Consider the following 20,791-nt stretch of genomic DNA (forward strand, 5'->3'; position numbering starts at 1 on the left):
CTCCCCCCTCTTGTGGTCATGGCGGTGACGATGGCCGGTTTAGCCGCGCCAGGCCGAAGTCAGGCGCACCAGCTCCACCAGGGTGGCGACCGCTTTTTCCATGGATTGCAGCGGGATGAACTCGTGCTTGCCGTGGAAATTGTGGCCACCGGTAAAGATGTTGGGACAAGGCAGTCCCATGAAGGAGAGCCGGGCGCCGTCGGTGCCGCCGCGAATGGGTTTTATCTTTGGCTCCACGTCGGCGGCCAGCATGGCGGCCTTGGCCAGCTGGACTATGTGCATGTGCGGCTCGATCTGGCTGCGCATGTTGCGATAGCTGTCGGTCAGGGTGAGCTCGATGCGCGCTTTGGGCGCCTCCAGCTGCAAGGAGGCGACCCGCTCCTTGAGCTGGGCCTTGCGGGCGGCAAAACCCTCGTCGTCGAAGTCGCGGATGATGTAGTGCAGGCAGGTCTCCTCCACTGTGCCGTTCATCTGGGCAAGGTGGAAGAAGCCCTGATAGCCGTCGGTACACTCCGGAGTCTGCTCGGCGGGCATGGCGGCGTGGAAGCGGGCGGCCAGGGTCTGGCTGTTGATCATGCTGCCCTTGGCGGTGCCGGGGTGCACGTTGTTGCCGATAAAGCGCACGGTGGCGCCGGCGGCGTTGAAGTTCTCGTATTCGAGCTCACCGAGCTCGCCGCCGTCCACCGTGTAGGCCCAGCGGGCCGGGAAGCGGTCCAGCGGGAAGCGGTCGGCGCCGCGGCCTATCTCCTCGTCCGGGGTAAAGCCGACCCAGACATCGCCGCGGGGGATCTCGGGGTGGGCCAGCAGGTGGTCGATGGCGGTGAGGATCTCGGCGATGCCCGCCTTGTCGTCGGCCCCCAGCAGGGTGGTGCCGTCGGTGGTGATGAGATCCTGGCCCAGGTAGTGCTTCAGGAAACGGTAGTCGCGAATGGCCAGCACCTCGTCACCCTTGCCCAGGCAGATGTCCCCCCCCTGATAGTTTTCGATGATCTGGGGCACCACCTGCTCAGCCTCGTAGTCGGCGGTATCCATGTGGGCGATGAGGCCGATGGCCGGCGCGTCCGGCTGGTTGCCCGGCAGGCAGGCGGTGAGGTAGCCGTGCTCGTCCAGGGTGACCCGGCTCAGTCCCATCTGCGTCATTTCATTACAGAGGGCGCGGGCGAAGACCAGCTGTCCCTCGCTGCTGGGACAGACGGGATTGGTCGCATCGGAGCGGGTATGAAAAGTCACGTAACGCAGAAAACGCTCAAGCAAGGTATCCATTGGCAAGCCTCAAACCTGTGGTGGAGGGTCATTGTGGCCAATCTGGCGGCGGGGCTTTTTGCGTCAGCTCAGTTTTTGCCACATTTTTTGGCGAAGATCGGGTTGGAAAGGTGTAAGGTGGTTGAGGCTGTGGTTGTTGATATCAATAACAGCATAAAATGGTCCATCAACCGCATTTTTAAGCGGCTTGTGATGGGACTCATTTTTCCGTCAATGCCCTTGGTGGCGGGGGAGGGGCGAGGACGGGCCAGACGGGGTTATTTTCAGGGTGAAAAAAGGTGCGTGGCGGGACTTCTCCCCCCGCTTGCCAGGCCCGCTGGCGGCAAGATTTGATCGCCTTATGAAAAGCTGTTTTTGAACACTATTTTTTATTGTCACCGCTGGCGGTAAGTGTGTACACTCCGCGCCGATCCAAGGGCAACCCTGAGCAGGCAGAGGCCGCCAGACTCCCGCAGGATCATACGCCTATAGGGCGAGGCACGCAGAAACGACAGACACTGCTAGGGTATGGTTTCTTTAATACCGGTTAGGCTCCGGTATCAGGGAGAACAACGGACTCTCATTTTCCGGCTGACCGAGTGAGCCATCGGCTCATCATCTTCCCTTGTCATGGGCGGTCACTGGCGGTGAGCTGGCTGTGGTTGTTGTCGTCTATCAACACGCTTGCGTGCTGACGCCTTCGCATCTCTTCCTTGAAACCCTCCCCTGCTGTCGTGACGGCTGCCGAATGATGAACGAACGACGTGGCTGATGTCGTTGGTCATCAAAGTACCGCGGCGCTGATTGCAGCACCGCATACCGTTGAGCTTGATGTAAAGCCACCAGCCCCACATCAAGACTCGTTACTTCCCCAAGATCCACCAGGCAGCCTAGGCTTGCCGCGATGAACCAGGGAGGTGGCGACAGGTGAACGTTCAGGTCAACCCGCGGCGTCAGCGCCCGGTGCCGGACTTCTTGCCTTGCTCGCCCGCAGGCCGCTTCGGCGCGCCACACCTGCTCATCGATGGTCTGGATGTGATTGAGGGTAACGAAGGCGGCCACCGGCCGCTCATTTGCGAGGCATAGCCCATGACTAACTGGTCCAGCAAGGACTCCTTGAAGGTCTACAACGTTCCCTACTGGGGTGCGGGTTTTTTCAACATCAATGACGCCGGTCATGTGACCGTCGCTCCCGACAAGTCACGCCCTGACGCACAGATCGTGCTCTCCGATGCCATCGAACAACTGCGTCAATCCGGGCTGACCACTCCGGTACTGCTGCGTTTCCCCGACATCCTCAAGAGCCGGGTCGATGCGCTGTTCAACGCCTTCGGTCAGGCCATCGAGAAGTCAGGCTATGAAGGGGACTACCTGTGCGTTTACCCGATCAAGGTAAACCAGCAGCGTCGCGTCATCGAGACCATCAGCCAGTCCTACAGCGACAAGCCCCGGCTTGGCCTGGAAGCTGGTTCCAAACCGGAACTGCTGGCCGTGCTGTCCCATCACCATGAGCAAGGCTCGGTGATCGTCTGCAACGGTTACAAAGACCGCGAATATATCCGCCACGCCCTCTTGGGCAACCTGATGGGCCACAAGGTCTACATCGTGGTGGAGAAGCCCTCCGAGCTGGAAATGGTGCTGGACGAGTCAGCTCGCCTCAACATCAAGCCCAACATCGGGGTGCGTGCCAAGCTCGCCTCCACCGGCTCCGGCATGTGGGAATCGAGCGGCGGCTCCATGTCCAAATTCGGTCTGTCCGCCTCCCAGATCCTGGCGCTGATCGAGCGTCTGCGCGGCCTGGGCAAGCTGGACTGCCTGCAGCTGCTGCACTTCCACCTGGGTTCCCAGATCGCCAACATCCGCGACATCCAGGGCGGCATCCGCGAGTGCGGCCGTTTCTACGCCGAACTGCGTCGCCTCGGTGCCAACATCGAAGTGGTTGACGTGGGTGGCGGACTGGGGGTGGACTACGAGGGAACCCGTTCCCAGAGCCACTGCTCCGCCAACTACAGCCTCTCCGAGTACGCCAACAACGTGGTGTGGGGCATCGGCGACGTGTGCCGCGAGTTCGACCTGCCGCACCCGACCATCATCAGCGAGTCCGGCCGTGCCCTGACCGCTCACCACGCCGTGCTGGTCACCAACATCATTGGTGCCGAAGGGGTGGAGATGAACGACATCAGCGCACCGGACGAGGATGCGCCCACCATTCTGCAGAACATGTGGAAAGGGTGGCTGGACCTACGCGGCGAAGATCCCTCCCTGCTGGAGATCTTCCACGACTCGGTGGCAGATCTGGGTGACGTCAACACCCAGTACACCATGGGTCTGCTCAACCTCGAGCAACGCGCCTGGGCCGAGATGCTGCACCAGAACACCTGTCTGGCGCTCAAAGAGATGCTCAACCCGGTCAACCGCAACCACCGCGCGCTGGCTGACGAGCTCTCCGAGAAGCTGGCTGACAAGTGCTTTGCCAACTTCTCCCTGTTCCAGTCCCTGCCGGATGCCTGGGGTATCGGTCAGGTGTTCCCGGTGATGCCGCTGGCCGGCCTCGAGCGCCCGCTTACCCGCCGTGGCATCCTGATGGACATCACCTGTGACTCCGACGGTCAGGTGGAGCACTACGTCGACGGTCTGGGGGTCGAGAGCACCCTGCCGATGCCGGTGTATGGCGAGAACGAAGAGTGCCACGTCGGCTTCTTCCTGGTGGGTGCCTATCAGGAGATCCTCGGCGATCTGCACAACCTGTTCGGTGACACCCACTGCGCGGAAGTGTGGCTCGATGACGAAGGCAAGATGGACATCCGCAACGTGGTGCGCGGCGACACCGTCGATCAGCTGCTGCGTTACGTCAACATCGACCCGTCCGTCATTCGCGAGAACTATCAGCGGATCGTCTCCCACCCGGCGCTGGACGACGCGGCTCGCAAGGCCCTGCTCGAAGAGCTGGAGCTGGGTCTGCAAGGCTACGCCTATCTGGAAGACGAATAAGCGCGCGCGCTGGTTCGTTGCCCCGATGGCAGCAAAGAAAAGGGAGGCATATGCCTCCCTTTTTTCATGTCTGAACGGTCATGAGCCCAGAGCCAGGTGCAAGTCGTGCTGCAATTGCCGGCCCTCCTCGCCCGGCAAGGCAACCACCTCCAGTCGCAGCGCCTCCTCTATGGTGAGGGTGCCGGCCAGCAGGGCGTCGAGGGCCGCTTCGCTTAGCAGCATCATCCGATCCTTGGGGTGCGGGCCGGCAGTATGGAGCTGGAGCAATAGCGACTCCTTGCCACGCAGCCTCGACCAGAGCCCGGAATCGACCAGCAGAATGGAGACGCCGCCCCTGACGCCGGCCTGCTGGAAGCGGCTCTTCAGGGTCTGCAGCCAGGCCTGGCTGCGGGCAAACCCCGCCTCACCGGTGAGGGTGGGCAGACGGGCCACCCTGTCATCATTGACCGCTGCCGCGGTCGCCATGGCAACGTCGAGTGCGCCGGGCCAGCTCTGTTCAAACGGATTGGGGTAGAGTGCGTCATAACCGCAGGTCTGCCCCATCCCGGGGATGAGGCAGAGCAGGGTCATGCACACGCGCAGGGTGCGTCGCATCATGGGGTCACTATGTTGAACCAGAAGTTGAACTTGTCGAGCAGGCCGACGAAGTCGCTGAAGGTCTGCGGGTTCCCCTGAACCTTGATCTCGCCGCTGGCGATCTTCTGCTCCAGCGTGCCCTGGCCCAGCTGGATGTCGTCCAGGGTCTGCTTGCTCAGGGTGAGGGTGACATCCGGCTTGGCGGCATAGTGGGTGGTGTGGTTGAGCACGGCGTTCTCCAGGCTCAGGGTGTGTTTCTCCCCGATGTCGGTGAAGTCCATGTTGATGACCATCTTCTTGCCGGCCGCTTTCTCCGGATTGATCCGCACCGCCAGATAGTCGAACAGCATGCTGGGGCTCATGGCGCGAATGGTGTCCGGCGAGGCGGTGACGGTACCGCCAGCGGTGGGCACGCCGTTGCGCAGCTCATAGGCCCCCTGCAGATAGACGGAGCGCCATGGGCCGGACTCGGCCTGATAGCCCAGCTGCTCGAGCGCATCGGCCAGCAGCAGCTTGCCCTCCTGGTTGTTCGGGTTGGCGAACACCAGATGCTTGAGCACTTCCGCGACCCAGCGATATTCCCCCTTGTCGAACGACGCCTTGGCTTTCTTCAGGAGCGCCTGCTCACCGCCCATGAACTCGACGTATTTGGGACCGACCATCTCGGGTGGCAGGTTGTCCAGATCGGAGGGGTTGCCGGAGTACCAGCCCATGTAGCGCTGATAGACGGCCCGGCTGTTGTGGCGCAGGGTGCCGTAGTAACCGCGGTTCGGCCAAAAGTCGTTGAGCTCGGGGGGCAGGGCAATCTTCTCTGAAATCTCCTCACCCGTGTAGCCCATGTTCATCAGCCGCACCGACTGGTCGTGGATGTACTTGTAGAGATCCCGCTGCTTCTTGAAGTAGTCGACGATGCTGGCATTGCCCCAGCGCGGCCAGTGATGGCTCTGGAACTTGACCTGGGCCTGGTCGCCCCAGGTCTCGATGGTCTCGTTGAGGTAGCTGGACCACTTGAGGGCATCACGTACCTGGGCGCCGCGCAGGGTGAGGATGTTGTGCATGGTGTTGGTGGTGTTCTCGGCCATCCAGAGCGCCTTGCTCTCCGGGAACCAGGTGTTCATCTCGGCCGGCGCTTCGGTGCCCGGGGTCATCTGGAAGACCATCCGCACGCCGTCCAGGGTGACCTCTTCCCCACTCTTGGTGATGAAACGGGTCGGCAGCAGCAGGGAGGGCACGCCGGTGGAGGTAGTCTGCCCCAGGCCGCCATTCACGCCTCCCTGGGCATTGCGCGGCAGCAGGGCGCCATACATGTAGACGGCGCGGCGGGCCATGGCGTTGCCGGCGATGACGTTTTCCGAGACCGCATGCTCGGTGAACCCTTCGGGGGCGATGATCTGAACCCCGTTCTTTTTCACCTCGTCCGGCGAGTTGAAGAGGCCGGCGGCCCCGCCGTAGTGATCCACGTGGGAGTGGCTGTAGACCACGGCAGTGACCGGCCGCTCGCCCAGGGTCTGGTTGATGAAGGCGAGGGCAGCCTTGGCGGTCTGCGGCGAGATCAGCGGGTCGAAGACGATCCATCCCTTGTCACCCTGGATGAAGGTGATGTTGGAGAGATCGAAGCCGCGGATCTGGTAAATCTTGTCGGTCACCTTGAACAGCCCGTACTCCATGTTCAGCTGGGCATTGCGCCACAGGTTCGGGTTGACGGTATCCGGCGCCGTCTTGTCCAGGCCGATGTAGGTCTTGTTATTGCTCCAGATCCCACACCACGTTGCCCTGCTCATCCTTGATGGTGAGGGTATCCGGTTTGGCGATGAAGCCGCGCCGGGCGTCCTCGAAATCCTGCTTGTCGTTGAATGGCAGGGTGTGCAGCACATTCTGGTTGGCCTGGATGGTAAATTCGCTGGCTGGCTTGGGGTTGATGACGGCCCAGGCCGGCTGCAACAGCAGGGAGCCACAGAGGCATAGGGTGACAATGGTGTGCGTCGAGAACTTGAGCTTCATCTGTCTTTCTCCAGATTGTGGTGGGTAGGCAGGACCAAGTGTAGTCAGACTCTGATGCCTCCCAGTAAACAGGGTGAGTGACGGGTAGCCGAGATGACGCCAGCCATGGCAGGCGCTATCCAGACCCGGAGTGAAACGTTGGGCGAGAGATGCCCCCTGACGACATGTCCCATGAACATGGTCAGCATCGATTGGTTAGTCGGGCGTTGCGGCATTGCGCCGAGGGCACGGCAACGGGGTCGGCACCAGAGTAGTCAAGCCGGCCGCAACAATCATGGCAGCCGGCAATAAACGACAGTTAAGCGGTGGTTAAATGAGGGGGACGCCGGCGCTGATAAGGTGCAGTTGGCGGATAAACCACTGGAGGGCGGGATCCCGGCCCTGCGCCTGGTGCCAGCTGATGTAGACGGGACAGTGGCTGGAGGCCCAGGGCAGCGGAAAATCCTTGAGCCGCAGGGTGTCGCGCACCTGTGCGACATGCCACTGGCTGACCACGCAGAGCCACTCGGTCTGGCTGACCAGGGAGAGGGCGGTGAGCAGGGCGTTGCTCTCATAGGCAATCTTGCGGGGAGGCAGGGCCTGCTCGCTGAGGCTGCGGATGACCCAGTCGTCCTTGCGGCGCACATCCCAGACCACGTGCTCCTCGGCAAAGAAGGTTTCGAAGTCGAGGCTCTCCCCGATGCGCGGATGATCGGCGCGACAGGCCACCCTGAGCTCCAGGGTCAGCAGGGATTCGTTGCAAAAGCCGGTCTCTTCCAGCGCCGTGCTGGCCAGCACCAGGTCGATGTTGCGAAGGCGCAGCGCCTGCTGACGCAGATGCTCTTCAAACATGCCGGGCACCGACTCCACCCGGCAGTGGGGCGCCACCCTGGCCAGATGGGCGAGCAGCGCCGGCAACAGCAGGAGATCGAGGTCCGGGTGGCTGGCGATGCGAAAGATACGCTGGCTGGTGAGGGGATCGAACGCCTGATTGAGCAGCAGGGAGCGTTCCATGGTATGCAGGGCGGTGCGGATCTCCCGGTGCAGGGCGAGGGCACGGCTGGTGGGGATGATCCCGCGGCCATCGCGGCGAAACAGGGGCTCGCCGATGAGATCGCTGAGCCTGCGAATGGCCTGACTGATGGCGGCGGGGGTCATCTCCAGGCTGGCGGCCGCGGCCGATACCCCCTTCTCGGTCATGACGCGATCGAAGATGCGAAACAGGTTCAGATCTATGTGGGAGTGGCTCATCTATACCTCCTCTGCGGGCCTGGTCGTGTGGCGCCAGGCGCTGGCTGTCGCCGGGCCCCGCCATGGGGTGAAGGGCGCCTGAGGGGCTGCGCAGGATCCGCTGCCCCAGCTCACATTGTGGCGGGCGTGGCTGACTGAGAACTTAACGAGCAGCATATGACCATCGCTGAGGCAGAAGAAGCGCCTTTCGGGGCTCTTTTACCGAGAAATGGTGGCGTCGGCAACCTGGCTTGATCTGCATCAAGTTTGTAACGCTCTGGTTACTTTACGGTCGAAAAAGGATGTGGGTAGTAGGTAACAGAAGGATGGATGTATGGAACTTGAAAGGGACCCGAGATGTTATACCGACGTCTGTATCGACGGTAAGTGGTATCACTATGACCACTGCAGCACGCACGTTTACATGCTGATGGGAGGGGCGGCGCCGAGCATGACGCTGGCTTATGAGCCCAGCAGCGAGGAGGAGCTTATCGAGATGCTCCGCCAGCTCGCCTGCGGTTGAACCATATTGCTGCGGCCATCGGCAGCTTGCTGATGGCCGCGCTTCATCTACTTACTCAATTGCCCCGCTTCTGCCCCAGCAGTGTCTTGCCGAGCCCCTGCACGGCGACGGCCGCGGCGTAACCGGCGTCCGATTTGCCTAGCTCATCGGCCACGTAGAGGAAGTTGGAGCCATACTTCTCCACCGCCTCGCGCGGGTTGGCCGCGTCGATGAAATCCTCTTCCACCTCGAACCCCTGCGCCAGCAGCGCCTCTTTCTCGGGCAGGAAGGTGGGGGAGGCCATGTCGATAAAGGTGTACTGCTGCCGGTTGGAGGCCGGGATAGAGAAAAACTGGTACTTCGCCATTTGCGATACCTCGCCTGAACGGTTGTGTCGTGATGCGAGCTGCCTCTCGCCGAACTCTCGTCGAACTGTTTCTCGGGCGTTGAACTGATCCCCGGGCCTGTGGCAGGCGAAAAGGTAACGTTCGAATCTTGTTGTGGCTAAAGATTACTCCGCTTTATCCTCATCGCACAATGGGTAGTCGATACTTTTTTCGCCAAGAAAAACAATGCGGCACAACCGTCTGAATTTGCAAAAAAACCAGCCCGGCAAGGGGCTGGCGTGGGTGACGGGCGCCGGCTCAGAGCACGAAGCTTTGCACCATGGCACGCAGCTGCTCGGTGAGCTGGTGGATCTGGCGGGCGGCGTCGCGGGCCGCGTTGGCTACCTGCAGCGCCTCGTCGCTACCATCGGAGATGCGCACCACGTTGCGCTCTATCTCGTTGACCACGGCCCCCTGCTGCTCGATGGCGCTGGCAATGACCGAGTTGGTGTCGACCATGCTGCCCACCCGCTCGGTGATGGCGCCAAAGGCCTGCTGGGCCTCCTGGGCCAGACCGACCCCCTCCTGCGCCTCGCGGCTGGCAGCGGACATGGCGCTGACCGAGGCGCGGGCGCCGGTTTGCAACTGCTCGATCATCTGCTGGATCTCGACCGTGGCCCCCTGGGTGCGACTGGCCAGCGAGCGCACCTCGTCGGCCACCACCGCGAAGCCGCGCCCCTGCTCGCCGGCGCGGGCCGCCTCGATGGCGGCGTTGAGGGCCAGCAGGTTGGTCTGCTCGGCGATGCCGCGGATCACCCCGATGACGCCACCAATCTGGCTGCACTGCTGCTCCAGCTGGCCGATGGTCTCGGCAGTGCGCAGCACCTCGCGGTTGATGTGGTCGATGGCGATGATGGTGCGCTCGACCACCGCCTCGCCCTGGCCCACCACGGCCTGCGCCTCCTGGGTCATGCGGGCGGCCTGCTGGGCGTTGCCTGCCATGTCGTGGGAGGTGGCGGCCAGCTCCTTGATGGCGGTGGCCACCTGGTGGGTCTCCCCTTGCTGATCGGCGATCACCTCCTGGGAGCGGCAGGTCCGCGCTTCGATTTCGGTGGCGCTCTCCACCACGCTGACGCCGTTCTCCCGCACCCGCAGCATCAGGGTGCGCAGGGTCTGCAGGGTCACGTTGTAATCCCGGCTGATGGCCGCCAGCTCATCCTGGCCGACGATTTCGATCTGCTGGCCGAGATCCTGGGCGTTGACCCGGGCGGCGATCTCCCGCACCCGGCCCACGGTGGCGCGCAAGGAGAGATAGGCGCCGATCATCAGGTAGAGATAGACCAGCAGGATAGCGGTCAGCGGCCCGGTCACCCACCAGAAGTGGCGCTGGTTGGCGGTCATGCGCTGGTGCAGATCCGCCTCCAGCCGCTGGCGCACCTGACCGGCCAGCGCCGTGATGGCGGCATCCAGCCCATCTCCCAGCGCCAGCACCTCCTTGCTGGAGAGCTGCACCTGCTGATCCTTCATCATCTTGTTTTCCAGGGTATCGACCCCCTGATGGGCCTGCTGCAACAGGGCGTCGGTCTGCTGGCCAAGCTCGCTGCGATAGGTGGGCGCCATCTCGTAGAGCAGGGTCAGGTCGGCCTCCAACTCCTGCAGGGTGGCGTTGATGAGGTCGAGGCGAAAGCGCAGGGCGCTATACCCTTGCGCCTGAAACAGGCCGAAGTCGGCGATGGTGGCGGCGCGATCCCGTACCTGGGCCAGCAGATCGCGCAGCTGCGGCAACCGCTCGCTGGCGAGCACCACCATGTAGTAGGTGCCGAGCGCGGGATCCTGCACCAAGCTGCTGGCGGCGGTAATGCTCTTGTAGAGGTGGCGCACCTCGGTCAGCAGCTTGTCGTGGCGCAGGTTGCTCTGATCCACCTCGAGCTCCAGCGCCTCGTTTTGCAGGCCGGCCCAGCCCTGGGCGAGGGCATCAAAGGTGGGGTTTTGCTGTCCACTGGCGGCAAAGGCGGCCAGGCTCGCATCGACGGCCCGGGCCGCGGCCTTGACCTCCTCCTCGCCGACCGGGTTCTGCTCATAGCCGTGCCGGGTAACCAGGTTGCGATGGGTCAGCAGGGCCTGCTCGATGGCGGGCAGCGGCGCCAGCTTGACCACGCCGGCCAGCTCCTTGCGGGCCTGGGCATTGTCGTCCTGCAGCCGGCCCAGCAGGTTGGTCATGCTGTAGGCGAGCGGCAGCAGCATCAGGCAGGACCAGAGCAAAAACTTGTACTTGAAGGAGAGCTGATTGCCGAGCCGGATGGCGGGCATGAATATCCATTTCATATGAAGCCTCGGGCCCCGATGGGGGCATGTAGCGGGATGGCTGGATATTACTCCTCGCCGGGGAGGCTCGGTTGGAAGGGTGGTGGAAGTTGTGATCCTCTTGGCTTTTTCACTCTGGAAGGGGGCTGAATGGGTCAAACAGACGGGCCACCCTCAGGGTGGCCCGCCGCCGATGACACAGGGTGCCGGCAGATCAGTTGAAGGCGAGGAAGGGCGAGACGCAGAGCAGCAGACCGGTGACGATGATGATGTAGAGGGAGACCCCCTTGTACTTGTGCAGCGCCGGCACCTGATAGACCAGGTAGGCCGGGATGAGGCACCCTACCATGCCGAAGATGGGGCTGCAGATGGAGGTGAAGCTCAGCACCGGGGCATTGAGCACGATGGCCCCCCAGGAGAGCAGCACGGTGAACACCATGATCCCCTTGCCCACCAGCCCTTTGTTGATGCGATCTTCCGGCATCACCCGGCGCAGCAGGTTCATCGCCAGCCCCTGGCAGGCTTCACGAAAGCCCAGATAGACGCCGAAGTAGGCGGTCATCACCGCGAAGATGTTGAGGGTGAGGCTGAGCAGCTTGAGGGTCTGGCCCGGCATGCCCTGGGCCACCATGGCCAGCGCCGAGATGTTCTCCTCGGAGGCCTTGACCGCCTGCTCGTGGCCCATGGCGAGGGTGAAGGAGACGGCGTAGAAGAACACCACCACGAACAGGATGCCGAAGGCGATGTTCATGGCGCGCATCGCCTTGAAGCGGGCCACTTCCAGGGATTTTTCCCGGGAGCGGTAGGAGATCACCATGGGGCTCAGACTCTGGATGAAGAGAATGGAGGTGAGGGTGAAGGGGAGCATGACGATGGCATCCTTCAGCCAGTCACCGCTGGCCGGCATGGCGGTGATGTTGGCGGCATCCCACTTGCCCACCATCATCAGGCCGAGCACAGCCACCACGCTGATCTTGGTCAGTACCATGAAGGTGGAGATCTTGAACAGCAGGTTTTCGCCGCGCGAGGCCAGTGCCACCAGGGCGCAGATCAGTACCAGCCCGTAGAAGGGATTCTCGGAGAGCAGTTGCTGGGTGACCCCGAAGCTTTGCAGGAAGGAGGCGCTGTCATTGGTGATGGCGGTGGAGTAGACGAACACCCAGATCACCAGCATCACGAAGTAGAGGGCGCCAAGCAGCACGCCCCAGTTCTTGCCGAGGTAGCCGCTGATGACGCTGGGGTAGTCCTTGCACTCGGGCGAGGTGGCCAGGGTATTGATGAAGAGGCGCTGGAACATGTACATGGCCGGGTAGCCGATCACCGCCGACAGCAAAAACACCCACAGCCCCATCAATCCCACCTGCACCGGCAGGAAGACGATCCCCGCCCCGATGGCCATGCCGATGCTCATGATGACCCAGCCCCAGTCGGTGCTGTCAAAACGAACCGCTTCTTTCCATTCCAGCGTGCCCATCACGGGCCGGGTGAGTGTCGTACTGTGCGCGTCCATAAAATACCTTGTTTTTGTAGGGGTAAAAATCAGGCGCAAATATAGTTGAATAAAAAGCGGCAAAACAATGCTTTTTATCGCTCTTCTACCTAAAGAGGGAGACAGATCACGCTTTCAATTTGCGTCTGCTACCGAATTTATCGCTGTTTTTGCAGGTTTTAGTTGAATGGAATGCCTAATAAGCAAATAATGTTGAACAAGACAAGACTGTTGATTACAAATGATTGCAAAAATAATTGCATTTTAAGGAGTGGCGATATGAAAAAGATCATAGTGGCGGATGCCGCACCCGATGCCATCGGTCCCTACAGCCATGGCACTGCCTATGGCGACCTCATCTTTACCTCTGGCCAGCTGCCGGTGTGCAAACAGCAGGGCGGCGTGGTGGAAGGGGGCATCGAAGCCCAGAGCCGTCAGGCGCTGGAGAACCTCAAGCATGTCTTGGAGGCCGCCGGTGGCAACCTGGATACCGTGCTCAAGACCACCTGCTATCTCGCCGAGATCAGTGATTTTGCCGCGTTCAACGAGGTTTATAAACGCTATTTCCTGAAAGATTGCCCGGCCCGCAGCTGCTTTGCCGTGAAGGATCTGCCGATGGGTGTCAGGGTTGAAGTGGAAGCGATCGCTCACATCGCTGGTTAATGTTGATAGAAAGGGTGTTCTGATGAAGCAAGCGTGGCAGCAGTATCTGCAGATTATTCAACAGGTTGTCAAACCGGCGCTGGGCTGTACCGAGCCCATCGCCGCCGCTTATGCCGCCGCCGTCGCCGCCCGGCAACTGGGCTGCAAGCCCGTCCGGCTGGAGGTGGTGGTGTCGGACAACCTCTACAAGAACTCCATGGGAGTCTATGTGCCGGGCACCGGCAAGATTGGGCTGGCCATCGCCGCCGCCGCCGGTGCTCTCGGCGGTAACGCCGAGGCCGGGCTGGAGGTGCTGGCCGCCATCACGCCGGCCCAGGTCGCAGAGGCGCAGGCGCTGATCGATGCAGGCCAGGTGCAGGTGAGCCGCACCTCGGCCCCCGAGTTCATCTATTGCCGGGTCCGCTTGCTGGGCCTTGATGCAGAGAGCACCGAGCACAGCGCCGAGGTGACCCTGTGCGGCGGCCATACCCGCATCGTCGAGCAGCGCCGCAATGATGAAGTGACCTTCACGGCCGAGCAGGGCCAGGGGGGCGCCACCGGCGCCATCTGCGACGGGGTCGACATCAGCATCGCCGCCATTCATGAGTTCGCTACCCAGGTGGAGTTCGAGCAGATCCGCTTTATCCTGCAGGCCTCCGAGCTCAACGGCAAACTCTCCGACGAGGGGATGAACAACCCCTACGGCCTCGAGATCGGCCGCACCATGCAGCAGAACATCCAGGCCGGCCTCATCGGCGAGGACGTGATGAACCGCATCGTGATGCGCACCGCGGCGGCCTCCGATGCCCGCATGGGGGGCGCCAGCCTGCCGGCCATGAGCAACTTTGGCAGCGGCAACCAGGGCATCGCCGCCACCATCCCGGTGGTGGTCATCGCCGAGCGCTTCGGTGCCAGCGAAGAGCAGCTGGCCCGCGCTCTCATCATGAGCCACCTGGGGGCCATCTACATCAAGTCCCACTATCCGCCGCTGTCGGCCTTTTGTGGCAACACGGTCACCAGCGCGGCGGCGGCCATGGCCATGGTCTATCTGGCGGGCGGCAGTTTCGAGCAATCCTGCCACGCCATCCAGAACGTGCTGAGCGACAGCGCCGGCATGGTGTGCGACGGCGCCAAGGCCTCCTGCGCCATGAAGGTGAGCACCTCCTCCGGGGCGGCGGTGCGCGGCTTCCTGATGGCGCTCAACAGCCATGCTGTGTCGGGGCAGGGGATTGTGGCGGGCAACGTGGAGCAGACCATTCGCAACGTGGGCCAGATGGTCAAAGACGGCATGTCTGCCACAGACAGCACCATTATTGATATCATGTCCGCCTGAGTGTCCCTGTCGGCTGCCGCCCTTGCCCGGGTCGGCAGCCCTTTTATAAGGTTTCAATGTGAAGCTGCAAGAGCTGAGTCCGACCGATTTCGAGATCCTCAAGGCGATGGAGATCATCGTGGACGGCATCGCCGCCATGTATGGCCAGCACACCGAGGTGCTGCTGCACAGCCTGGATGCGCGCAATCCGTCGATCATCAAGATTGCCAACGGCCATATCACCGGGCGCAGCGTCGGTGCCCCCATCACCAACCTGGCGATGATGAAACTCAAGAGCGGGCAGGATATCTCCAGCCCCTACATGACCAAGTGCGCCACCGGCAAGACGCTGCGTTCGCTCACCACCGTCATTCGCAACGGCGAGGGGCAGGCCATCGGTCTGCTCTGCATCAACACCGACATGGATGCCCCGCTGCAATCCGTGCTGCGCACCATGATGCCGGAGTGCCTGCACGGCCACGATGGGCATGCCACCCCTGAGGTGTTTGCCCGCAACATCGACGAGGCCCTCAACAGCACCATCGACACCGTCAGTGCCGAGGTGCGCGGCAACGAGGCGGTGCCCCCGTCCCAGAAGACCCGGGTCATGGTCAACCAGCTGCACGAGCTCGGCATCTTCGAACTCAAGGACAGCGCCCAGATAGCGGCTCGCCAGCTCGGCATCTCGGTTCACTCCATCTACCGCTATCTGCGGGAGATCAAGAAGGGCTGAGCACGGAGCCTGCCGGCATAAACGGGTCAGCAGTGACCCGTTTTGTTTTTTTCTTTCCCCCGTCTGTGCCTTGGCTGCCCCGGCACATCTGCTACCATGCCTCTCTTGTTTTTGTTATCTCGTTGAACCTGCTGGAGAAACCATGTCCCGTACCCTCTATCTGCTGCGCCACGGCCAGACCCGTTACAACGCCGAACTGCGACTGCAGGGGCGCTGCAACTCCGAACTGACCGCCAAGGGCGAAGCCCAAGCCCTCGCCATGGGGGCCCGTCTGGCCAAGCTGCTGGCCGAGCCCGCCGACTGGACCATTTACGCCAGCCCCCTCGGCCGGGCGCGCCAGACCGCGGAGCGGGTGTGCCAGCAGCTTGGCTTGGACCAAGCGCGTATCGTCTGGGACGAGCGGCTGGTGGAGTTGGGGATGGGAGAGTGGGAGAGTCGCCGGGTATCCGAGCTGCTGGCGGCCCACCCCGAGCTCGATCTGGAGCAGCCGGACTGGTACCTGCAGGCCCCAGAGGGGGAGAGTTTTCAGAGCATTCAGGGCCGGGCGCTGAGCTGGCTGCAGGATGAGCGCATCGCTGAGCGCGCCATCGTGGTCTCTCATGGGCTGTTTGGCTCCATGTTGCGCGGCGCCTATGCGGATTTGGACTACACCACCACCTGGCTGCAGGAACTGCCGCAGGATGCCTTCTTCAAACTGAGCGATGGCCGCATCGAGCGGATCCCCTGCTGACCCCAACCAAAAGGGCTCGCCATTGGCGAGCCGTTTTTTATGAGCGACGAAGGCGCGTTATTCTCGCACCAGCCTGGGTAGCGCCTGATAAAGGGCCTCACGCTTTTGTGCTTGGTTGACGCCATAGTGCAGCTCACGGTGGCAATTAGGGCAGAGCGCCACCGTGTTGCTGATGGTATCCGAGCCCCCTTCGGCGAGTGTGCGCAGATGATGCACCTCTAAAAAGGCCTCCCCCGTGGTGGCATGAAAAGGGGCTGGTTGTGCGCAGCTTTCGCAATGGCCTGCCGCCGTCATCAATACCCAAGCCTTCACCTTTGGATCTCGCCCATAGCCAGGACTGGCTCCATAACGCTGCTTTGGTTCTTGAATGCCTGTGGGCATGGGGAGTGTTGGCTTGGTCTGGTAGCGGCTCACTTGATGCTCAAAGGCAGCCTTGCCGGTATAGGGTTGGCCATCGAGTTCACAGAGCAGGCGCTCTATGATGGGGGCATTGTGGGGGCCCACGTTCTTAGCCGGCTTGAGACCTGATACCCAGATTCGTCCTAGCAGGGCGCAGATATAGGAGATGTTCTGCATTCGATATTCGAATGCCTTCTCGGTGCGGCCAAACTGGTTAGCGAGCTCGGTGTAATAGCGCTTTTTGACGAAGGGGATGCCATTTTGCTCCATGGTGCGCATCGCCAGATAGGCGCTGACCGTCGCCCTTAGTTCCTCTTCTGTCCATGACTCGCGCAAAACTGGTTCCTCAGCCCTGTTTCTCGGTCGCCCTGAGCCCCGACATGATCGGGATGGCCCCATCCGAGTTACCTGATATGGCGCGCATCTTAATCCAATCGACACCTTATTTCAGCTGTGTCGGTACAATAATGTGTTCATCATCAAACAATTACGTTAGTTGTGGCCTGTAAGAGACTTATCATACGCAGTGATCAGGCCACCGCCGCCTTCACTCAGCTAGCGGCTTTGCTCGGCCATCTTTGCACCATTCGGCACAGTTGATTGGTAGACAATTGGGTATGATGAGGGTGCCCACAGATTAGTCTGTCGGGCTAGCGCTATCGACATACATCAGCCAGGAGGGGACATGATCAGCCATATCGACCATCTGGTATTGACGGTCAGTGATATCGAGCGGGCCGTCGCGTTTTACAGCTCGGTGCTCAACATGGAAGCCATCACCTTTGGGGCGGGGCGCCGGGCCCTGCGCTTTGGCAACCAGAAGATCAATCTGCAACTGCTGGGGCAGGAGCCGCGCAACCGGGCGCAGGTGGGCTCGGGGGATCTCTGCCTCATCACCCGCTGGCCGCTGGAACAGGTCATCGCCCAGCTCCATTGGCACGGGGTGGAGATAGTGGAGGGGCCGGTGACCAAGAGCGGCGCCTGCGGCCCCATCGAGTCGGTCTACTGCCTGGATCCGGATCACAACCTGATTGAGATCAGCCGCTATCCCTGATGGCGCTTGGCATCGGGTGAGTGCCGGTGGATACCGCTCTGCCGGGGCGATTGGGGCTAGTGGTGAGAGGCTCCGCGCTGGCCCTATCTTGACACACAGCCGCAACGGGTCCTGGCAAGGGCCCTAGAAGGGAGCCTCGCTCTCCTGCGCATCCTGTAGAAACTGTTCCCGCTCCGCCTGATAGGCGGCTTCGTCTTCGCTGTCCCAGACCGGGGTTGGCTGCTTGCCGGCCGGCGGTTGGGCAGGCGCTGTCAGCGTCTCTATCACCTTCTGCTGCAGATAGGGGTAGAAGGGGTTGGAGGAGGTACGGGTGAGGGCGCCGGGGTTGACGATCAGTACCCCGCGCTCACCGCGCAGGGCCAGGCCCCCCAGGTTGATGCCGTATTGCTCGCGCTGCTCGGGCCGTGGCGCCATGCCATAGAGGGGGTCATCCATCGGGAAGGGCAGGGCCACGTGGGAGAGGGAGTAGATCTCCCTGGGGTAGTCGATGTCGAGAGGTTGGATCTGCTCAGGCCCACCGCCGGCCGGCAAGCTGCTGGCCTGGGTGCGGGTGCTGGCGGGAGCCTGATTGCCCACCACCGTCAGCCGGTAGGAGAGCGGCGGGCGCGGCAGCAGGTGGCTCAGCGCCAGCTCGGAGGCGCTGCTCAGCAAGGGGCCGAACAGGGTGCCGCGGTTGATGTCGAACAGCACCAGCTCGCTGCCGTTGGCAGGCAGGAAGTGGTAGAGATCGGCGATGATGGAGCGGGTGCTGACGGTGTAGTCCATCACCGACTGGAAGGTGAGGGTGGGCGGGAAGGCCGCCAACTCGCCGCTGGCGGCCTGCTCACGCACCTGCTGCTGGATGGCGTGGGTCAGCCGGTAAGACTGGCGCGCGCCGTTGACCGGAAACGAGTTGTACTTGAAGGGATTGAACTCCGGCATGGTGTCGAGCCAGGCGGCGCTGGCAAAGGCGGGCAGCAGGGCGGGCACCGCCTTGAGGCCGGCGAAGCGGGCAAAGCGGGTCACCCCTATCATGGGGGAGATAAGTACCAGCCGATCGGGCCTTGCCAGTGCCCCTGTCTTGTCACCTTCCGCATCGAGCGCATATTTCACCGCCAGTGCGCCGCCGTTGGAAAACCCCACCAGATGTAGTGGCAGCGGGCTTGGCGCCAGTACCCTGGCCTCGCGCACCGCCAGCCGGGTGGCGGCCAGCCAGGTCTCCCAGTCGATGTCGACCAACCCGGCCGGCACGGTACCGTGGCCCGGAATGCGTAGCCCCAGGGCGATGAAGCCCTGCTCGCGGTAGCGCTGGGCCAGGTGGCGCAGGCTGTAGGGGGAGTCGGTCAAACCGTGCAGGAACACCGCCACCCCTTTCACCTCGCCGCTCGGGCGCAGCAGATAGGAGCGGTTCCAGTCAGTTTCGAAATGAGCCGGATTGATGGGGGCATCCTGATAGTAGCGATTGCTGTCGAGCTGCTGCTCCGGCGGCGTTCGGGCCACTACCTCCCTGGTCACCAGCTCGAACAGCTGCTGCTCGTGGGCCAGATAGGCCTGCCAGTCGCTGCCATCGAGCTGCTCGGCGCTGAGCTCGGGCGGCACCAGGGTGTGCCAGGGTTGCAGCGGTTCGGCCTGCCAGGCGAAGTAGGCGATCAGTGCCCAGCCGAGCAGCAGCAAGCCCAGCAGGCTGAGAAGAAGGCGGCGAACGAGGCGGCGGGTGCGAGCCAGCATGGGCGAGTCCTTGGCACTGATAAAAGAGGGGCGGCCCCGCGTCCACGACGGCCGTACTAAAGCTCGAAAGCTGGCTTAAAGCCTAATGGAAACAAGATGATAAGTACAGGCAGCAGGCCGGGATGAGGTTGATGAGGGGCGCCAGGGGGTGAGGCATGGGGCATTGTCCGGGCTGGGGATAAGGCGCTTTCATGGCGGCACTTGCCGCCTGCTGCGCCGTTATATGGGGACGCATTGCGCACCGTTTTGGCGTGACGCGGCGCGCATTTTGCGGGAAGCGAGACGGGCCGGGTGCAACTATCCTGCGTGTGCGGCAGAGCAATGTGCTAATGTGCCGGCGTTTTTTGCTGACAAGGCCGACCTCGGCCGGTTTTAAAGATGGAGTGATATGCACAATTTTGACCTGGTGAGCCGGCCATCCCGCGCTCTGATGAGACATGCGCAGGCCGTGGGCCGCTGGCAGGTGACCCATGCTGGCTGATGAATCCATGCGTCTGAACAAATACATCAGCGAGAGCGGCATCTGTTCGCGTCGCGAGGCCGATCGCTTCATCGAGCAGGGCAGTGTCTTCATCAACGGCAAGCGGGCCGGGGTGGGGGATCAGGTGTTTGCCGGGGATCTGGTCAAGGTCAACGGCCAGGTGATCGAGCCGCGCGAGGCGGACAGCCTGGTCTTCATCGCCCTCAACAAGCCGGTGGGCATCGTCTCCACCACGGAAGCGGGGGAGAAGGACAACATCGTCGACTTCGTCAACCACAGCACCCGCATCTTCCCCATCGGCCGGCTCGACAAGGACTCCCAGGGGCTCATCTTCCTGACCAATCACGGTGATCTGGTCAACAAGATCCTGCGGGCGGGCAACGATCACGAGAAAGAGTATCTGGTGACCGTCGACAAGCCGGTGACCGACGAGTTTATCCGGGGTATGGGTGCCGGGGTGCCGATCCTCGGCACCGTCACCAAGAAGTGCAAGGTGAAGAAAGAGGCGCCGTTCGTGTTTCGCATCACGCTGGTGCAGGGGCTGAACCGCCAGATCCGCCGCATGTGCGAGCACTTCGGCTTCGAGGTGACCAAGCTCGAGCGTATCCGCATCATGAACGTCAGCCTCAAGGGGCTGCCGGTGGGCGAGTGGCGCGATCTCGACGGTGACGAGCTGATCGAGCTGTTCAAGCTGATTGAAGACTCCTCCTCCGAGGTGAAACCGGCCAAGGGGGCGCAACCGGCCAATGCTCAGGGTGGCAAACCCAAGGCGCCTGCGGCGCAAGGCAGCAAGTCGGCACCGGGCAAAAAACCGCGCCGGGATGATGACCACGAGATTGGCGGGCGTCCCAATGTGCCGGGCCCGGAGGCGTTCGAGAAACGGACCCCGGCAGGCAAGGGGGCTGCGGGCAAAGGCGGCGCAGCAAAAGGCGGCTCGGCCAAAGGTAGCGCAGGCAAAGGCGCCCCGAACAAGGGGAGCAAACCGGCCGCCGGAAAACCGCGCGCCGGTCAGGGTGGGCGGCAGAAGAAGGGGCGCTAGGCGCCCTCTCACTCCCCGCGTTGACAGTAAAAAAACACCGGCCACAGGCCGGTG

General features: G+C 62.4%; 17 protein-coding genes and 1 pseudogene. 9 read left to right on the forward strand and 9 right to left on the reverse strand.

Annotated elements, in window-relative coordinates:
- Window positions 1-39 precede the first annotated feature (39 nt).
- Entirely contained in the window at window positions 40-1,263 is a 1,224-nt protein-coding gene (gene pepT, locus AB5Y98_RS15890; protein ID WP_368232253.1) for a peptidase T, read from the reverse strand.
- 33 nt (window positions 1,264-1,296) lie between these two features.
- On the opposite strand from pepT, the gene AB5Y98_RS15895 reads away from it, so the two are divergent.
- Together AB5Y98_RS15895 and speA are read left to right on the forward strand one after the other, a co-directional pair.
- Window positions 1,297-1,596: a hypothetical protein gene (locus tag AB5Y98_RS15895; RefSeq protein ID WP_123245907.1), complete on the forward strand. Its 300-nt coding sequence runs from the start codon at window positions 1,297-1,299 to the stop codon at window positions 1,594-1,596.
- Window positions 1,597-2,331: 735 nt separating this feature from the next.
- On the forward strand, window positions 2,332-4,233 hold the full coding sequence (gene speA / locus AB5Y98_RS15900; protein ID WP_368232254.1) for a biosynthetic arginine decarboxylase: 1,902 nt from the start codon (window positions 2,332-2,334) through the stop codon (window positions 4,231-4,233).
- A 78-nt stretch (window positions 4,234-4,311) separates the two neighbouring features.
- On the opposite strand, the gene AB5Y98_RS15905 is transcribed toward speA, so the two are convergent.
- The 3 genes and pseudogenes from AB5Y98_RS15905 to AB5Y98_RS15915 all read right to left on the reverse strand — a co-directional run bounded on the left by AB5Y98_RS15905 (window position 4,312) and on the right by AB5Y98_RS15915 (window position 8,040).
- Window positions 4,312-4,830 (reverse strand): hypothetical protein, encoded by a 519-nt coding sequence (locus AB5Y98_RS15905; protein WP_368232255.1) that lies wholly within the window; start codon window positions 4,828-4,830, stop codon window positions 4,312-4,314.
- A pseudogene (locus tag AB5Y98_RS15910) lies at window positions 4,827-6,810 on the reverse strand (alkyl/aryl-sulfatase). The gene AB5Y98_RS15905 and the pseudogene AB5Y98_RS15910 overlap by 4 nt, the downstream one beginning before the upstream one ends.
- Before the next feature lie 309 nt (window positions 6,811-7,119).
- Window positions 7,120-8,040, reverse strand: a complete 921-nt coding sequence (locus tag AB5Y98_RS15915; protein ID WP_244365375.1) for a LysR substrate-binding domain-containing protein — start codon at window positions 8,038-8,040, stop codon at window positions 7,120-7,122.
- A 313-nt stretch (window positions 8,041-8,353) separates the two neighbouring features.
- Between AB5Y98_RS15915 and AB5Y98_RS15920 the strand changes: the two genes are divergently transcribed.
- Complete coding sequence (locus AB5Y98_RS15920) at window positions 8,354-8,542, forward strand: hypothetical protein (RefSeq protein WP_010634417.1); 189 nt, start codon at window positions 8,354-8,356, stop codon at window positions 8,540-8,542.
- Between the two features lie 55 nt (window positions 8,543-8,597).
- Here the strand turns inward: AB5Y98_RS15920 and AB5Y98_RS15925 are convergent, their stop codons facing one another.
- The 3 genes from AB5Y98_RS15925 to AB5Y98_RS15935 form a co-directional block, all read right to left on the reverse strand.
- Window positions 8,598-8,888 (reverse strand): hypothetical protein, encoded by a 291-nt coding sequence (locus AB5Y98_RS15925; RefSeq protein ID WP_368232256.1) that lies wholly within the window; start codon window positions 8,886-8,888, stop codon window positions 8,598-8,600.
- Window positions 8,889-9,165: 277 nt separating this feature from the next.
- Window positions 9,166-11,172: a methyl-accepting chemotaxis protein gene (locus tag AB5Y98_RS15930; RefSeq protein WP_368232257.1), complete on the reverse strand. Its 2,007-nt coding sequence runs from the start codon at window positions 11,170-11,172 to the stop codon at window positions 9,166-9,168.
- A gap of 193 nt (window positions 11,173-11,365) precedes the next feature.
- Window positions 11,366-12,661 carry an amino acid permease gene (locus AB5Y98_RS15935; RefSeq protein ID WP_005299451.1) on the reverse strand — a complete coding sequence of 432 codons (1,296 nt, stop codon included), beginning with the start codon at window positions 12,659-12,661 and terminating at the stop codon, window positions 11,366-11,368.
- A gap of 258 nt (window positions 12,662-12,919) precedes the next feature.
- Between AB5Y98_RS15935 and AB5Y98_RS15940 the strand changes: the two genes are divergently transcribed.
- The 4 genes from AB5Y98_RS15940 (at window position 12,920) to AB5Y98_RS15955 (ending at window position 16,057) form a co-directional block, all read left to right on the forward strand.
- On the forward strand, window positions 12,920-13,303 hold the full coding sequence (locus tag AB5Y98_RS15940; protein WP_005299455.1) for a Rid family detoxifying hydrolase: 384 nt from the start codon (window positions 12,920-12,922) through the stop codon (window positions 13,301-13,303).
- Window positions 13,304-13,325: 22 nt separating this feature from the next.
- Window positions 13,326-14,615 (forward strand): serine dehydratase subunit alpha family protein, encoded by a 1,290-nt coding sequence (locus AB5Y98_RS15945; protein WP_368232258.1) that lies wholly within the window; start codon window positions 13,326-13,328, stop codon window positions 14,613-14,615.
- 58 nt (window positions 14,616-14,673) lie between these two features.
- Complete coding sequence (locus AB5Y98_RS15950; protein ID WP_017779224.1) at window positions 14,674-15,327, forward strand: transcriptional regulator; 654 nt, start codon at window positions 14,674-14,676, stop codon at window positions 15,325-15,327.
- A 142-nt stretch (window positions 15,328-15,469) separates the two neighbouring features.
- A complete protein-coding gene (locus tag AB5Y98_RS15955; RefSeq protein WP_368232259.1) occupies window positions 15,470-16,057 on the forward strand; it encodes a histidine phosphatase family protein in 588 nt (195 codons plus the stop codon).
- A 57-nt stretch (window positions 16,058-16,114) separates the two neighbouring features.
- On the opposite strand, the gene AB5Y98_RS15960 is transcribed toward AB5Y98_RS15955, so the two are convergent.
- Window positions 16,115-16,792, reverse strand: coding sequence for an HNH endonuclease signature motif containing protein (locus AB5Y98_RS15960; protein ID WP_274182463.1), 678 nt, complete (start codon window positions 16,790-16,792; stop codon window positions 16,115-16,117).
- Window positions 16,793-17,141: 349 nt separating this feature from the next.
- On the opposite strand from AB5Y98_RS15960, the gene AB5Y98_RS15965 reads away from it, so the two are divergent.
- A complete protein-coding gene (locus tag AB5Y98_RS15965) occupies window positions 17,142-17,510 on the forward strand; it encodes a VOC family protein (RefSeq protein WP_368232260.1) in 369 nt (122 codons plus the stop codon).
- A gap of 123 nt (window positions 17,511-17,633) precedes the next feature.
- On the opposite strand, the gene AB5Y98_RS15970 is transcribed toward AB5Y98_RS15965, so the two are convergent.
- Complete coding sequence (locus tag AB5Y98_RS15970; RefSeq protein WP_368232261.1) at window positions 17,634-19,217, reverse strand: alpha/beta hydrolase; 1,584 nt, start codon at window positions 19,215-19,217, stop codon at window positions 17,634-17,636.
- 470 nt (window positions 19,218-19,687) lie between these two features.
- On the opposite strand from AB5Y98_RS15970, the gene rluF reads away from it, so the two are divergent.
- Window positions 19,688-20,737: a 23S rRNA pseudouridine(2604) synthase RluF gene (gene rluF / locus AB5Y98_RS15975; protein ID WP_324051937.1), complete on the forward strand. Its 1,050-nt coding sequence runs from the start codon at window positions 19,688-19,690 to the stop codon at window positions 20,735-20,737.
- Window positions 20,738-20,791: the final 54 nt, after the last annotated feature.

It is taken from the genome of Aeromonas sp. s3 (assembly GCF_040907805.1).
GTDB lineage: Bacteria > Pseudomonadota > Gammaproteobacteria > Enterobacterales > Aeromonadaceae > Aeromonas > Aeromonas dhakensis.